The following is a 15,202-nucleotide window of genomic DNA, read 5'->3' on the forward strand; positions in this document are numbered from 1 at the left end:
TTACGAGGCTCTCACGAGAGGGAGATGCCCGTTCACGTCGGGCATGACAAAGCAAAGACATACTGATGACTTTACCGTATTTTTGCATTTCATCACGTATATCTAATAGTCTGTCATTATTACCATATTCAAATTGCATATTTTTTCTAAATTGTCGCCCAATGGAAACGACATCGATAGTTTTGCCTAGTGCTCTCACTGCCGCGAACAGCAAAAAGCTGCTTTCGAGTTGCAGGAGTGCCCTCACCAAAGGGGAGCTTCATCTGGACGGATCAAGCCTTACCTCGATGGACTATAGCGCCGATGCCTTTTTTGCACTTTTAGCGGAACTTTCCGAAAAAACAAGCAACAAGCTCGTTCTTGAGCATTTTCCGCCCGAAATCAAGCAGCATTTGCAGAACCTCCGCAAGATGGTTCCGCCCGAGAAGCCGCAGCGCGAGACCAACAACATCCTCGAAATGATGGGTGGTGCCGGATTTTCGCTGCTCAAAGAAGTCTTCGAAGTCCTCGTCTTGCTCTTTACAGCGATTTACTGGACCATCGTCGGACCGTTCGACAAGGGTAAAATCCACTTTGGCGGTATCACCAAGCAGATGTTCAAGTCGGGCAGTGAAGCCATGGGCATTTGCTTCTTGTTCGTGGGACTTATCTGCCTTACGATGGCTCTCCAGAGTTCCGTGATGCTGAATGCGGTCGGCGGCGGATCTTACCTCGCTTCGGGGCTTGGGTTCCTCATTTTTGCAGAAATTGGCCCGCTCCTCACGACAATTATTTTGGCCGGGCGTTCCGGCAGCGCCATGGCGGCAGAAATTGCAAACATGAGCGTCTGCGAAGAAGTCAAGGCTTTGAAGTCCATGGCTATCCCGCCGGTGCAGTACCTCGTGGTCCCGCGTTTCATCGCGTTAAGCATCACGACGCCGATCCTCTCGTTTAGCGCGTCCATCGTCGGCAGTTTCGCCGGCTTCCTCATTGCGTATTTCTTCTGCGATATTTCGTTCTCGAACTACATGATGGGGCTTCGCGACGGCATCGACCCGATGACGTTCCTCAAGAGCACTATCAAGGCGCTTGTATTTGGCTGGATTGTAACGCTTATCGCCTGCAACAAGGGACTCAATGCCCACGGCGGTGCAGAAGCGGTCGGTAAGGCGACCACGTCCAGCGTCGTTGCAGCTATTTGCACGATCGTGATTTCGGATACCCTTTTCGCCTTCATTTTCTATTAGAGGTCAATATGGACGAAATTCTAAAAGTTGACCATCTGAAAGCGAGCTACGGCAACGAGACTATCCTCAAGGATATTTCGTTCGGTGTACGCAAGGGAGAAATCCGCATGGTGCTCGGCAGCTCCGGTTGCGGTAAGTCGACGCTCCTGAACAACGTGCTCAAGTTCATCAAGTCCGACGAAGGTACAATTACGTACTTCGGAAAGTCGTTCGGTCCGCAAGAAGGTCTCGACAGCGAAACGCGGATGCGCACCGGAGTGCTCTTCCAAAGTGGAGCTCTGCTTGCGGACTTGACCGTCGCCGAAAACGCGATGCTCCCGCTCAAGCGTAGCATGCCCTACATGCCCAAGAGCCAGATGGAAGCGATTGTCGCAGACCGCCTCGAAAAGGTACACCTGCTCCACGCATTCCACAAGTTCCCCGGCGAGATTTCTGGCGGTATGAAAAAGCGTGCAGCCCTTGCTCGCGCGATTGCGCTCAAGCCAGAACTTCTGTTCTGCGATGAACCGTCCACAGGCCTTGACCCGGTGACCGCCCGTTCGCTCGACGAACTGCTCCTCGAACTGCGCGACACGCTCGGCGTCTCAATGGTGATTGTGAGCCACGAACTTGAGAGCATCAAGATTGTCTGCGACCGATTTGTGTACCTCAAGGACGGCTACGTCCTGAAAGATGCGACTTTGAAAGAAGGCATGGAATCTGACGATCCCATCCTCAGGCATTTCTTCAATAGGCAGTGCCCCAAAGAATACAATGCCGAAGACTTTTACCACTTTGATTTTATTGATTGAGTTGGAGAAATAATGGAAACCACCCGATCCGAAAGAATAAAACTTGGCGCATTTATGCTCTTTTGCGGAGTACTTATTTGCGTGTTCCTGGGTTACGTGCTCAAGCGTTACCTGAGCGAGCAATACGACAACTACTACACCATTTTCGACACGGACGTGAACGGACTTTTTGTCGATGCCAAGGTGAAGTTGAACGGTATCGCCGTCGGTAGTGTCACAAGCATCACAATCAACGAACAGGACCTAAACCAGGTCGTCGTTGCGTTCAAGGTGACGCAAGGAACACCGATCAAGATTGGCACTCGTGCAGGACTTACCGCAGGCATGAACCTCACCGGCGAAAAGCAGGTTATCCTCTCCGGCGGAAGTTTCAATGAACCGAACGTCCCCGAAGGAGGTCTCGTCCCGGCAGCGGCCTCGATGTTCGACCAGATTACAGGCCAGATGGGCGACCTCTTTGGCAAAGTCAATCCGATTGTTGACGGGCTCGTCCGTGTGCTGAATCCAGATAATGCAGAAAGCATTTCTCGCACACTCCAGAATCTCGAAAAGACAACCGCAAACTTGAGCTACGTGACATCAAACCTCGGAAAGCCGCTCAGCAATATGAGCAAGTCCGCCGCTTCGCTGCAGAAGATTCTTGCAGAAATCGAAGAAGCAAAGCTCGCCGCCAAGACAGAACAGAATCTCACAGTGCTCAAGGAAAAGCTCGAAGCGATCGACACCAAGGGCTTGAACGAGAACCTGATGCAGACCGCCGAATCGATGAACAAGCTCGCCCAGCGCGTGGACGCCATCGTTTACAAGAACGAAGACCAGGTCGGAAACGCCATGGATGAACTCAACACGATTCTTGAAAACCTCGAAGAATTTTCACAGAAAATCAAGAACAACCCGTCTGTACTTATCCGTTCCGAAGGCAAGAGCGGTCGCTAAAAAGGAGAAACCAAAATGTTTAAAGCAAATCGTTTTTTGGCAGTCGCCGCACTCCTTTCTGTTTTCACGCTCACGGGTTGCGTTGGCGGTTCGACCGAACCTTCCCGCTATTACACCGTTTCGGCTGAATCCATCTCTGTTGCAGGCGCTACTAGCGATGCCCGCGTGCACGTCAAAAAATTTACGATTGACCCGTCATACCAGCGTACGAACATCGTCTATAGAGAATCCCCTTACGACTTCAGCTTCTACAGTCTGGACCTCTGGGCAACGCGCCCGGAACAGATGCTCACGCAAGTCGCAGGCGAATACCTGGTCAAGAGCAACATGTTCAAGTCCGTGGACTTAAAGCCGATGGGCAAGCCGGACTTTGAATTGCTTGGCAATGTCGATGCCATTGAAGAAATCGACGAAGGCAGCTCGCAAGAAGCTCACCTCGCTGTGCAGCTCACGTTCCGCAAGGTCGGTGAAGATGCTCCGCTGTGGGAAAAGCGCTACGACGAGCGCCAGAGCATGAGCAAGCGCGATGCACATTCCGCAGCCGAAGCGCTCTCGAAGCTCTACGCCAAGTACATGCAAGACGCACTCGAGAACATCTCGAAAGTGAAATAATAAATCGCGGGCCTTGAACCCGCTTTTTTTTGCAATTTTATACTACTAAATTTCAATTTTTATGGCTTTAGTAGCACAATTTTTACTTTATCTACATCAAATTTGTTAAAATTTCAAGATCTTATGCTACTAAACAAGTCATTTACTGCTTTTTGTAGCATATTACACCTCGGCAAAACCGAATTTTCGCTCAAATCAGATTCGTTTATTTAAAATTCATGCTATAAAAAGCAACAATTCTGAATTTTAGTAGCACATTTTTGCAAAAATAACCTAGTACACTTCCATTTTAGCACAACAGATTATTCTCGTCTAATAGTCGGGACGCTTGCGAGCAATTTTTTCGTGTAATCGTTTTGCGGATTCGTGAGGACTATATCGGCGGGGCCATGCTCTATGGCATGCCCAAAGTACATGACCAGGACTTCATCGCTTAACGCGCGAACCACTTGCATATCGTGGCTGATAAAGAGGATGCTGAGCCCAAGCTCATTACGCAAATCATCGAGCAGATGCAAAATCTGCGCCTGCACGGACACATCCAAGGCACTCGTCACTTCGTCACAGAGCAACACCTTCGGGCGCACCATCAAACTGCGCGCAATGCACAAGCGCTGGCGCTGACCGCCCGAGAATTCATGCGGGAACTTGTCCATAGCCCCCGCCGGGAGCGATACGCGTTTCAAAAGTTCTACCGCACGGGCGCAAGCCTCGTCATACGGAACGCCACGGGCAATCACAGGCGCCGTCAAGATTTCCGTCACCGTCTGTCGCGGGTTCAAGCTGCTGAACGGATCCTGAAAAATCATCTGCACTAGGTCCGAGACACGCACAGAATCCTTCCCGGTCCCCGCCTTGCCGCTATTCACCGGCAATCCAAACAAATTAACTTTACCGCTAGAAATCGGCACCAGCCCGACTAAAGACTTCACAAGAGTCGACTTTCCGCAGCCAGACTCCCCCACAATCGAAAGAATCTTCCCTTGCGGGAGCGTGAACGAAACGTTATCTACGGCAGTGAAATAATCCTTGACCTTGCTAAAAACGCCCCCGCGAATCGGGAACTTGACCGTAAGCCCGTTTACCTCGATAGCCGGCACCGTTTTATCAAAATTTTCGGTATTCATCAACCATCCAATTCAGCAAGGGCGTCCTGAACATTCTTTTCAGTCGCAATCAAAATCTGGCGGCACTTGCGCAAAAGCTGCGTAGCCTCTTGAACCTCAACAGCAAGTTCATCAATTTCCATCTCGGAATTGTCGATTTTCGAGAGAATTTCTTCCAAACGCGTCATTGCGTTTTTATATTCAAAATTTTGCGCACTCATGTTCACGAATATAGTTAGATTTAAACCAAATGAATTTGTTCAATCGCTCCAATTTGCCTTTTTTTGTTATCGCCACCTTTTTAGGCGTAATTTTTACCGGATGCCTTGATGCCCCCGGCTACCCGCACGCACTGCAACCCGTAGAATCCATCAGCATCATGGTCCAACAAAAAACGGATTCGTACTCCACCCAACTCAAAGTGAACCCGTCCGATACAGCGACAATCAAGGCTAGCGTTACCCCTGAAAAATTCCAGGACGATATTTCATTCGAATGGTTTTACACCAACGACGGGAAAGACAGTCTGTTAAGTCGCGAACCCGTTTACTCTTTTTACCCGAGCAAAAATGAAGGCGCAATTCCCAATAAGCTCATCGCGATGGACAATGACGGCAACCAGCAGATTTATGATTTTACAATAGCCATCAACACGCCGCCCGAGCTTTCAGAGTCCACAATTCCAGCAGATGGCGACACGCTTTACGGTTCAGAATTCTCGGCATTTCTTTTTGAATGGTACAGCTTTGACCGCGACTTTAGTTCTGGCGACACGCTATTCCACATTTTAGAAATTGATGATAAAAAATACGATGTCGGAACACTCCTGCAAGTCAAGCAATCCGGTTTCAAGGCTGGCGAACATAAATTCCGCATTATTGTAAACGATATCTATGGCGATGCGGATACATCCACCTACAGGAATTTTTACATTGTCGATACGCTGGAGGCTAAATGAAATTCATAAAAAGTTTCATCGTAGCATCGCTCGCCTGCTTACTCCAAGCCTGTTTCAATTCCGAAGACTACATCTTTGACGAAGCTGAAACGACAGACATCATAGTCGAAGCAACTCTCGCCAAATCCATGGGCGACTTTTCGAACATTACCAAAGCAGACACATTCCACATTAGCGATACCATCTATTTTTTAACAACCGTTAGCCCCAGCAAGTCTATCAAAGTCCAGGACTTCCACTGGCTCATGGATGGCAAATACTGTTCTTCAGAATACAATTTCAAAAAGCAAATCAACGAACCCGGTCATCATGAATTCACGTTCGTCTTGAAAGATTATTATGGTGACATGCACTATGACACCTTAAATGTCTGGATTGCAGACAAGCCGATTTTGAACGACACAGAATTCACACCGGCAGAAGGCACTCAAGCCATCGATCCCTATGAGTCTATTTACTTTACATGGAGTGCAAAGACAGAAAAGATCAAACTTGCACATCGCTACCATTTCACGTTGAGCGAACAAAATTACGCGAATACAGAATCGAAATTCAATAGCATCGATACCATTTTAAACGAGCCGCACTTTATATACCACAACAAGCTCAACCCCTTCAAGAAATACAACTGGACCGTACAGGCGATTAACGAATACGGTCTCACATCCGACGAAAAAATCGAGTCCTTCTTTTTCACCAAAGGGCTTCCGGGAGAAGGCTCCCTGCAAGCAACAATCGATATAGGAAACGCAAGTATCGTACCGGTTCAACTTACGCTTTTAGACAACAACAATAACGACAAACAATTCAGTTACAATTTCAATATTTCAACATCGAAAAATGAAATTTCGCTCGGAGCCATCCCAGCAGGGAACTACCAGCTAGAGTTTCATTCAGACCATCCTGATTTCGGGACTTTCCAAAAAAATGTAGACATTCACGATGGTTTCGTTACCATCATGAAAAATTCCAAGCTGACAGACACCATTCCCCCAACAATCGTTTCCGTTTCTGCACACGACACACTCTCCTTTGCCGACACACTCCAGTTTATCATAAACGATGGCGGCAGACAAATCGTAACATCGAAAACGAAAGTTTCACTTGAGAACGAACAAATTCTAGAGAGATTCTACAACGACAGCATTTTGACCGTTATCCTCAAGGAAACGGACAGGAGCTGGGCTTATAGGATTCTCACGATCGAAGCAACCGACGGGAGCCAAAACACAATAAAGAAATCGTTCTACATAGTCCCAAGCATCCTATGGTTTACAACAAATAGCGATACAACCATTGCAAGCAATGAAATCATCAAGTTGTTCATTCACGACAACAACCCGTATGACTTTGAACTGGACTTTTTACAATTCTACAACGTGACCAAAGGCGAAGTCATCGTCTCCGTTTCAGAATACAAAAGCAACACATTTACCGCAGAACTAGAAGCCAGTTTTTTTGACGCCGAACAGACAATCGAATCAACTGTCATTTACAAAAACGGTCTGAAACAGAGCAAGACATGGACACTCCGTGTTAAGCCCGCCGAAACAAAGGAGGAAGAATAATGAATAGCAAAATTCTCCGACTCCTAGCGATTCCTGCATTTTTACTAGCGATTGTTTCTTGTTCTGATTCCGAAATCAATTCATCGGATATTCCTGAAATTTCGCAATCCATTTTCGTTGTCCCTGAAAATTTGCGGGGAGAACCTTACAAGTCGCAGTACACGTCTTCGGATAAATTCTTCGTTAAAATCAATGAAAAGATTCGCATTAGCGGAGTCTACTCAATTAACGGAGCATTTATATCAACAGACGACGCAACACCATACTACAACTCCCACAGATGGACCATCGACAACAACGAAGTCAACACCTCATCATCTGTCTATTATAGCTTTGACAAAGCGGGGATTCACGAAATTTCGTTCGAAACAGTCGACCACCTGGGCGACACACTCGTATCCCATGCTCAAATTTACGTAAACACACCAACTACAATAACACTACAGTCTCCCGCCAACAATTACAACCAAGTCGATGGGAAAAATGAAAACGGAATTGAACTTTCATGGAGCATTTCGGGAATTGACCCTTGGGAAACTTCAAGATGCATCGTTTACGCCAGTTACGATCGACTAGCGGTTTGGAACTCGCCCCTAGGAGAACTAGATTGCGCAGGTTCTGTCAATTTGATGGGCGAACTGGATGCAGAAATCAATGACCAAGGAGACCCTATCAACCATAGCATTGACAACTCCACTATATATTGGAGTGTTCAAGCGGACATTAAAAATGAAAATAAAGTCACAGAACATGCATTTAGTGAAATATTCAGTTTTTCCACAAAGCTAAAGAACAACGGATATTCCGTCGTCGAAATTCCAGTTTCGTGCAAATTCAACCAGTATCCTGAAAAATCCATTTTGACAGGGGCTTTCATTTCATCCACAGGAGATACACTTTTTAAAATTCGAGGTGTAAACTCCAATACGGTTATCCGCAGCACCCTAGATCCGGGGTCTAATATAAAGTTTGTCATTTGCGATACCATTCGAAAGGAATACGGTTGCGAATCAACTACGTTCGATTTGGCTGCGAGCACCAAAAACGTATTGGACACTTTATTCCTGCTCGATAAAGTCAAGCCCAACATGCAACCCGCCAAAACAGAACTCCCAACCGCTTCAAAAATACAGTTCTTTATTCTCGACAACGGTTCTGGAGTCAACGTTTCAAAAAATCAGGCAATCATCAACAACGACACTCTTGAAACTAAATTTGAAGACAACGTACTATCATTTGCAAACACTTGCAAAAAAGAATGTAACCTCATCATAACCGCCGAAGATTACGCACACAACCGCGTCCCCGATGTTTATTGGAAAATCAAAGTCAATGGTTCCGAGACAAAAATTTATGGGCCATTTGCAAGTTCAGAGGAGGATCTATAATGTTTAAGACCTCCATAGCCTTTATCATTTTACTATTTGCATTTTGTGGGAATGCTTTTGCAAAGCAAGACTCGACACAAAGTTCCCCCAAAACACGCTATTTGCAGATTTCGACAAATCCGTCAACAGTAGACTTGTTCATTGGCAAAGCATTGCCCGACTTTGCAAGCAAGCCCCATTATGTTTCGCCCGCTTTTATCCCCGTCCCCGATGGGAAAGATACCATTACCGTTTCATTTTTCCACCCGGATTACGCGGACACGACCGTCAATATTGCGCTATCGAAAAAAGACACCTCATTCATCATCGTTGCACTCCGACAAACTTATGACGATGACGAAATCGCCCGAAAACAGGATTTAATAAAACACAGAAACAGACGCATTCTCGGTGGCTACCTCAAATGGGCATCCATCGCGCCCTTTGCCATCAGCGGAATTTCAGCCATCGTTTCGCTTTACAACATCGGCAAAGCAGAAGACCACAAAAAAGCCATAGAAAACACGCGCTTTTCGACTGAAAAATACGAAGCCCACGCCCGAGACTTTACGGACCATCGCGAAAGCGCAAAGACCGCCAAAACAGTTTCAAAAGTTTTTCTCGGAACAGGTTTAGCCATATTAACCGCAGGATTCGTCCTTTCATTTTAGGTAGAATATGAAAAAGATTTTCTTACTAATTGCAATCGCATTGACCGCAGCCTTCGCAAACCCCGAAGGGATTTTCGTTGACGTCGAGCTCCTTTCCGGAACAAAGCAGCGCGCCCAACTCATGGGCATTGAAAACGATACCGTAAGCCTTGGCGGATACATCCAGAACAAGTTTACTATTGTCAAAATTGCCAAAAAGCAATTCAAAAAAATTATAGACGAGAAAGGCAACGACTTGATGAAGGTTAAAACAAAAGTCGTAGTCAAACCAACAAGCTCATCCCAAACGTCAGCACCAGAACCAAAGTCTAGCTCCAGCCACACCGTTAAGAGTTCCTCAAGCTCTTCTATTTCAAGTTCCTCTATTGAACACGCTACAGCACCAAGCTCCTCTAGCGAAAAACAACCCGTCAAGACGGTCCTTATCGCTTACAATGCCGATGGCATCGAACAAAGCGTCGCAGACCAGTTCACTGCACTTACAACACGTCTTTTGATGGAAGCTGGAGAGAACCCGCAAATCATTCGCAAAAGCGATATCAAAAAATGCGATGACAACATCTGCATTCAAAGCGAACTTGCCTCATACGGCTACAAGTCCATCTACTTTGGCGAAATCGTTCCAGACATAAAAACCGATAGTTTAACATTAAACCTCACCCACGCTTTCTACGAAGATTCGCTCCCGATGTTGCATCGGGCGAGCATAAACCTTTCAAGAAAAGCCTCTTTTAGCGATGCCATCACGAACAACAAATTAGAGAATCAACTTTTGGATGCTCAGGGCAAAGACGTCATCAAGACCAAAAGAAATAGAACTTACATCCACATTGAAACAGACCCTGATGGTGCTACAATTTCACGTTCCGAGAAAGACGCGATTTGTAAATCCCCGTGCACATTTGTCACAGCGGACACGGCAAAATTCACAGTTTATGCATATTGGAATGTCGATAGGCATTTGTGGGGTGCAAGTACAAACATTGTTCCGCTCCCAGGCGATACGGTCCACGTTTCACTAAAGCTCAAACGCGTCACGCCCGAAATTCGAATTTTAACATACCCCGAAGGCGCAAGCATTTACAAGGCAAGCACTCCGATTACCAAGCGCTCCAAAGCCATAGCCCAAACGCCCGACAAATTTCCGTTATATAACATGGGCACAGACAGCCTCATCATTCGCAAAGCAGGCTACCGCGACACGCTCATCAACTTCTTTGCAGCACCCGTTCCGCAAATTGACTTGAGCATCAATCTCGAAAAGCTGACGAACTTCGATGAAATCGAAATACAAAAAAAGTGGCTGCACGACAAAAAAATGCAAACGCTTGGCGAAGCTATGATTGGAGGCGCCGCAGGAACAGTTCTCATCGGTTCATTACTGATGTACTTTGCCCATTTAGATTATAGCGATGCCGAAGACATCAAGAAAGAACTCAAGATTCCAGGAGCGTCCAAAGGCAAGAACTATCAGGACAAAGTCAAAAAGAACAAGAAACTCGTGGACCAAGGCGATAACAAAGCCATTGCTGGAGGCATTTTGTTAGGTACAGGCGCTGCCCTCCTCGGCGTTGGACTTTACTTCTATTTCTAACATCAATAACAGCAATTATTATTAAAAAAAGCGTCGGCCAAGGATGGGGAGGGTGCAGGGAGGGGCCCGTGCGGCCTTCGCAACTCCGAGCTGGGGCCCCGCCCGCATGACATACTTTTTCATATAAAAAAAAACGACTTTTATAATAAAATCAAAAAATTTATTTTTTTAAATTTCTAAATTTGTCCCAATGAAAAAATCTATCCTTAAAACAACCATTGCTTTAGCTCTCCTCCTTACCGCATTTACCTTTGCAGCCGATACGCTTTCTGTAGACGCTGGCGCAGTCGCAAGCACTGCCGCCGATACCGCAAAATCGACAGGGATTTATAACCAGATTATCGATTGGTACAATGAAAACTTGAACTACGGAACCATCACACTTTTGATGGCCATTGAAAGCTCATTCATTCCGTTCCCGTCTGAACTTGTCGTGCCGCCCGCCGCTTACAAGGCTTTGCAACCGGGTTCCGGCCTCAACATCGCACTCATCGTCTTGTTCGCGACATTAGGCGCACTCATCGGCGCTTACATCAACTACTACCTCGCGAAGATTCTCGGTCGCCCGATTATCTACAAGTTCGCCGATAGCCGTCTCGGTCACTTCTTGCTGCTCGATGTCGAAAAGGTCGAAAAAGCAGAAAACTACTTCCGTGAACACGGCGCCATCTCAACATTCGTCGGTCGCCTCATCACGGTGATCCGCCAGCTCATTTCTATCCCGGCAGGTCTTGCCAAGATGAAGCTCGCTCCGTTCACGCTTTACACGTTCCTCGGTGCCGCCATCTGGAACTGCGTCTTAGCGCTGCTCGGCTACTTTGCCCACGGACAAAAAGACATCATCGAAAAGTACAACTCCGAACTCGCCATCGCATTGCTTGGCTTCGGCGTGCTCTTCATCGGTTACATGGTTTGGAACGCCATGAAGCCAAAGAAAAAGTGAGGGCAGTCATTAGTTGTTAGTCGTTAGTTGTTAGTCGTTAGTTGTTAGTCGTTAGTTGTTAGTCGTTAGTAATCAGTTTTAAGTTTGGCGCTTTCAGCGCACTTATATAACTAATGACCAACGACCATTGACCAATGACTAAAAATCACAATTCTTGACGCAACGGTTATTCTGAAATTCCGCTTCTAGAGTAACCTTGCCAAAGGTGTAGCGGTGGTAAATTCCATTGCGGATGCCACGGACAAAATTCATATCTTCGGCTAAAAGTCCCATCTCATCGTAGAACTTGACGACACCGTGAATCTGTCCATTTTCGTAAGGGATTTGGCGACGGAGCTTACCATTTTCAAACCACTCTTCGGACACGCCATTGAGCACGCCGCGACGATAAGATTCGCGGCTTTTCTTTTTGCCGTTTTCGTAATAGATAATGCTAAAGCCTTCTTCTTCTCCATCCAGATAGCCAATGGTTTCGTGCAGTTTTCCGTTTTCATCAAACGAGCGGAATACGCCATCCAACTTGCCGTTTCTGTACGGAGCTTCGACTGCCAACTTCCCGTTCGGGTGGTAAGAAAGCGCCACCCCTTCGCGAATGTCAGTCCCCTTTTTGACCGTGTAAATTCGAGCCACACGCCCGTCATCAAACGTCGTGCGGACCGTATCTAGCGCCACATTGTTAGACTTAGGCGCTGCAGAGGCCGATATTACCGTGCCCCCCATCACTATACACGCAAAAATTGTAAAAAAACGCTTTTTCATTGCATTATAATGTAGCATAATCCATTGAGATTATGTATTTTGTGAGCGTCATGAACGTTACTTTTTTAAATCCCCCCTTCCACCCGATGTTCAGTCGGGAATCTAGATCCCCGTGTGTTACAAAGTCCAGTACGCTTTACTGGCCCATGTTTTTGAGCTATGCTGCCGGCGTTTGTGAAGCCGACGGTAACGAAATCCAGCTGATTGACAGCCCCGCCATGGAACTCGATCTTCCGCAAACGCTCGAAGGCATCAAGAAGTTCGGTCCGGAACTCGTTATTTGCAGCACTAGCACCCCGAGTATTTTGAATGACCTCAAGGTCGTCCATGCGATCAAGCAAGAAATGCCTAACGTGAAGGTCGCCATCATGGGTACGCACGCGACTGCAGAGCCGCTCGAATCCATGGAAATGGAACCGTCTTTGGACTACGTGGTGATTGGCGAAGCCGACTACACCTGTAGGAACCTTGTCCGCGCTCTCCGTGGCGATGGCGCTCCTGTCGGTCAGTTCGCAGGTCTTGCTTACCGCACCGCCGAAGGTAAGGTGGACTTCCAGCCCGAAGGCCCGAAGATTGAGAACCTGAACGAAATCCCGTGGGTTTCCAAAGTCTACCGCAAGCACCTCTACAGCTGCTACAAGAAGTATTTCTACGGTGCAAACCTGAACCCGCTTATCGTGATTTTGTCTGGTCGTGGTTGCCCGAACCACTGCAGCTACTGCGTGATTCCGCAGACGCTCAACGGTCACAAGTTCCGCCGCCGCGATCCGAAGGACGTTGTCGACGAACTCCAGTACATCAAGGAAAACTTCGAAGATTTAGGCGAAGTGTTCTTTGAAGACGATACGTTTACGGCAAGCCACGAACACGTGCGCCAGATTTGCAACTTGATTCTCGAACGAGGTCTCAAGATTACGTGGAGCTGCAACGCCCGTGCTGATGTGCCGCTCGATTTGCTCAAGCTCATGAAGAAGGCCGGTGGCCGCGAAATGTGCGTGGGCTTCGAAAGCGCCTCCCCCGAGGTTCTCGAAAAAATCCACAAGGGCGTGAAGAACACGGACAAGGCTATTGAATTTACGAAGAATGCCCGCAAGGCAGGACTCCTCGTTCACGGATGCTTCATGGTCGGTAACCCGGGCGACACGCCGGAAACTCTCCGCATGACGCTCGACTACGCCAAGAAGCTGAACCCGAACACAGCCCAGTTCTACCCCATCATGGCATACCCTGGCACCGAAGCTTACAAGGAAGCTCTCGCCAGTGGCGCTTTGAAGTCGAAGGATTACAGCCAGTGGCTCGACAAGGACGGCTTCCACCGTACCACAATCCAGCGCGGCGAACTCACAAGCCAGGCTCTCGTGGACTTCTGCGACAAGGCCCGCCGTGAATTCTACCTGCGTCCGAGCTACATCTTCCGTCAGGGCATCATGGCGCTCAAGAACCCGCGTGAACGTTACCGCGTTCTCCGTGGATTCGGCACGCTGGTGAAGCACCTGTTCCGTAAGCATGGTGAACTCGCCCCGGTCGCAAGACAGGCTCCGACTAATAAGACGTAGGGGAAAACCTAAGTTTTTCCCCTAGACTCCTATCCTTTACTGCGGCTAGGAATGTTTTGATAAGTCGTAAAGGGAAACCCGAGGTTTCCCTCTAGACTACTTTCCTTGGAATCATACGTCATTCTGAGAGGCGAATAGCCTCGAAGAATCCAGTTAAATTTCAAAAGCGACCCGCAAATAAGCGGGCCGTTTTTTTGCAGCCATCATTTCAGTCGGTCGAATTTTTTCATTTCTTTGTCCAAAAACGTATCAACGTATTTTGCATAAATGAGCGTCGTGTCCAAGTTACGGTGGCCGAGAAGTTTGCTCGTTGCTGGTAGCGGGATTCCTATCGTGATGCATGTTGTTGCAAATGTATGCCGCGCCAGGTGGCAATGGATATGCTTGTAATGTCCTAGCTTTTTCGCCCCCTTGCGTAGTGTGCGGTTGAACGTCGAATTATCCACGACATGAAACACGCGTCCAGACGTAAGCGGGTTCGGGAGCAACAGTCGTGCCTGCACAGGAATCGGAATGTACACAGCCTCGCCCGTCTTGTGCATTTGCTTACGGATTTTCCAGTCAAAAATTTCTGAGGCATCCAGCGAGCGCAAGTCTCCGTAACGGAGTCCCGTAAAACAGCTGAACAGGAAAACACGCATCACATCATCTTCTGCCCGAGTCAAAGCATAACGCGAATCCATGTAATTCAAATAAAGTTGTTTCAGTTCACGCACCGTCAAAAATCCACGGCGCGAGTAAGCCCGCCCCACTTTCACATTTTCAAATGGGTCACCCTGAATCACTCCATCAGCCTTCATCTTGTTGCAAAAAATACGGAACACCGAGAGCGCCTTGACCACAGTCGCCTCCTTATGATGGAGCGTTTCCAAATGACGCTTGTAATTCCGCACCGTCTCGGAAGTCACATCTTTGCATTCGAGCCCCGGCTCAAAAAGCGCTATTTTTTTCAAATTCCAATAATACGTGCGTACCGTCAAAGGCGCGAGTTCATCAGCATCCTTCTTTAAATAGTCTAGCGCACAGTCCAAAAAACGCATAAAGCCTCCAATAGTTTAAATGAAGGCTGAATTTAATCACGTTTTTCAATTATTTCGACTTCTGTTTAAAACATC

Annotated in this window: 15 protein-coding genes; 11 read left to right on the forward strand and 4 right to left on the reverse strand. The window is 47.4% G+C overall.

All coding sequences use genetic code 11. The annotated features are described in order from the left end of the window. The first annotated feature begins 161 nt into the window (after nt 1-161). The 4 genes from BUC30_RS02125 to BUC30_RS02140 are packed head-to-tail and all read left to right on the forward strand — an operon-like array spanning nt 162 to nt 3,565. Nucleotides 162-1,226, forward strand: coding sequence for an ABC transporter permease (locus BUC30_RS02125; protein ID WP_073423313.1), 1,065 nt, complete (start codon nt 162-164; stop codon nt 1,224-1,226). Nucleotides 1,227-1,234: 8 nt separating this feature from the next. After that, entirely contained in the window at nt 1,235-2,017 is a 783-nt protein-coding gene (locus tag BUC30_RS02130) for an ABC transporter ATP-binding protein (protein WP_073423314.1), read from the forward strand. A gap of 12 nt (nt 2,018-2,029) precedes the next feature. After that, nucleotides 2,030-2,953 carry an MlaD family protein gene (locus BUC30_RS02135; protein WP_073423315.1) on the forward strand — a complete coding sequence of 308 codons (924 nt, stop codon included), beginning with the start codon at nt 2,030-2,032 and terminating at the stop codon, nt 2,951-2,953. Between the two features lie 15 nt (nt 2,954-2,968). Beyond that, nucleotides 2,969-3,565, forward strand: coding sequence for an ABC-type transport auxiliary lipoprotein family protein (locus BUC30_RS02140; RefSeq protein ID WP_073423316.1), 597 nt, complete (start codon nt 2,969-2,971; stop codon nt 3,563-3,565). 302 nt (nt 3,566-3,867) lie between these two features. Here BUC30_RS02140 and BUC30_RS02145 read toward each other — a convergent pair whose 3' ends face one another. Both BUC30_RS02145 and xseB read right to left on the reverse strand, forming a co-directional pair. Continuing rightward, nucleotides 3,868-4,692: an ABC transporter ATP-binding protein gene (locus BUC30_RS02145; RefSeq protein ID WP_073423317.1), complete on the reverse strand. Its 825-nt coding sequence runs from the start codon at nt 4,690-4,692 to the stop codon at nt 3,868-3,870. Next, nucleotides 4,692-4,859 (reverse strand): exodeoxyribonuclease VII small subunit, encoded by a 168-nt coding sequence (xseB, locus tag BUC30_RS02150; protein WP_244263647.1) that lies wholly within the window; start codon nt 4,857-4,859, stop codon nt 4,692-4,694. Before xseB ends, BUC30_RS02145 begins: the two co-directional genes overlap by 1 nt. 62 nt (nt 4,860-4,921) lie before the next feature. Here xseB and BUC30_RS02155 point away from each other — a divergent pair, with 62 nt between their 5' ends. The 6 genes from BUC30_RS02155 to BUC30_RS02180 all read left to right on the forward strand — a co-directional run bounded on the left by BUC30_RS02155 (nt 4,922) and on the right by BUC30_RS02180 (nt 11,772). Then, entirely contained in the window at nt 4,922-5,629 is a 708-nt protein-coding gene (locus tag BUC30_RS02155) for a hypothetical protein (protein ID WP_073423318.1), read from the forward strand. Beyond that, nucleotides 5,626-7,197, forward strand: coding sequence for a hypothetical protein (locus BUC30_RS02160; protein WP_073423319.1), 1,572 nt, complete (start codon nt 5,626-5,628; stop codon nt 7,195-7,197). The genes BUC30_RS02155 and BUC30_RS02160 overlap by 4 nt, the downstream gene beginning before the upstream one ends. After that, entirely contained in the window at nt 7,197-8,585 is a 1,389-nt protein-coding gene (locus BUC30_RS02165; protein WP_073423320.1) for a hypothetical protein, read from the forward strand. Before BUC30_RS02160 ends, BUC30_RS02165 begins: the two co-directional genes overlap by 1 nt. Next, on the forward strand, nt 8,585-9,235 hold the full coding sequence (locus BUC30_RS02170; RefSeq protein ID WP_244536443.1) for a hypothetical protein: 651 nt from the start codon (nt 8,585-8,587) through the stop codon (nt 9,233-9,235). Before BUC30_RS02165 ends, BUC30_RS02170 begins: the two co-directional genes overlap by 1 nt. 7 nt (nt 9,236-9,242) lie before the next feature. Next, complete coding sequence (locus BUC30_RS02175) at nt 9,243-10,829, forward strand: hypothetical protein (protein WP_073423321.1); 1,587 nt, start codon at nt 9,243-9,245, stop codon at nt 10,827-10,829. 190 nt (nt 10,830-11,019) lie between these two features. After that, nucleotides 11,020-11,772: a DedA family protein gene (locus tag BUC30_RS02180; protein ID WP_073423322.1), complete on the forward strand. Its 753-nt coding sequence runs from the start codon at nt 11,020-11,022 to the stop codon at nt 11,770-11,772. Nucleotides 11,773-11,910: 138 nt separating this feature from the next. Here BUC30_RS02180 and BUC30_RS02185 read toward each other — a convergent pair whose 3' ends face one another. After that, nucleotides 11,911-12,444 (reverse strand): toxin-antitoxin system YwqK family antitoxin, encoded by a 534-nt coding sequence (locus BUC30_RS02185; RefSeq protein ID WP_244536444.1) that lies wholly within the window; start codon nt 12,442-12,444, stop codon nt 11,911-11,913. 173 nt (nt 12,445-12,617) lie between these two features. Between BUC30_RS02185 and BUC30_RS02190 the strand changes: the two genes are divergently transcribed. Further along, entirely contained in the window at nt 12,618-14,087 is a 1,470-nt protein-coding gene (locus BUC30_RS02190) for a B12-binding domain-containing radical SAM protein (protein WP_280168709.1), read from the forward strand. Between the two features lie 203 nt (nt 14,088-14,290). On the opposite strand, the gene BUC30_RS02195 is transcribed toward BUC30_RS02190, so the two are convergent. Next, nucleotides 14,291-15,127, reverse strand: a complete 837-nt coding sequence (locus tag BUC30_RS02195; RefSeq protein ID WP_073423324.1) for a site-specific integrase — start codon at nt 15,125-15,127, stop codon at nt 14,291-14,293. Between the last annotated feature and the right edge of the window lie 75 nt (nt 15,128-15,202).

The organism is Fibrobacter sp. UWB7 (assembly GCF_900142945.1).
GTDB lineage: Bacteria > Fibrobacterota > Fibrobacteria > Fibrobacterales > Fibrobacteraceae > Fibrobacter.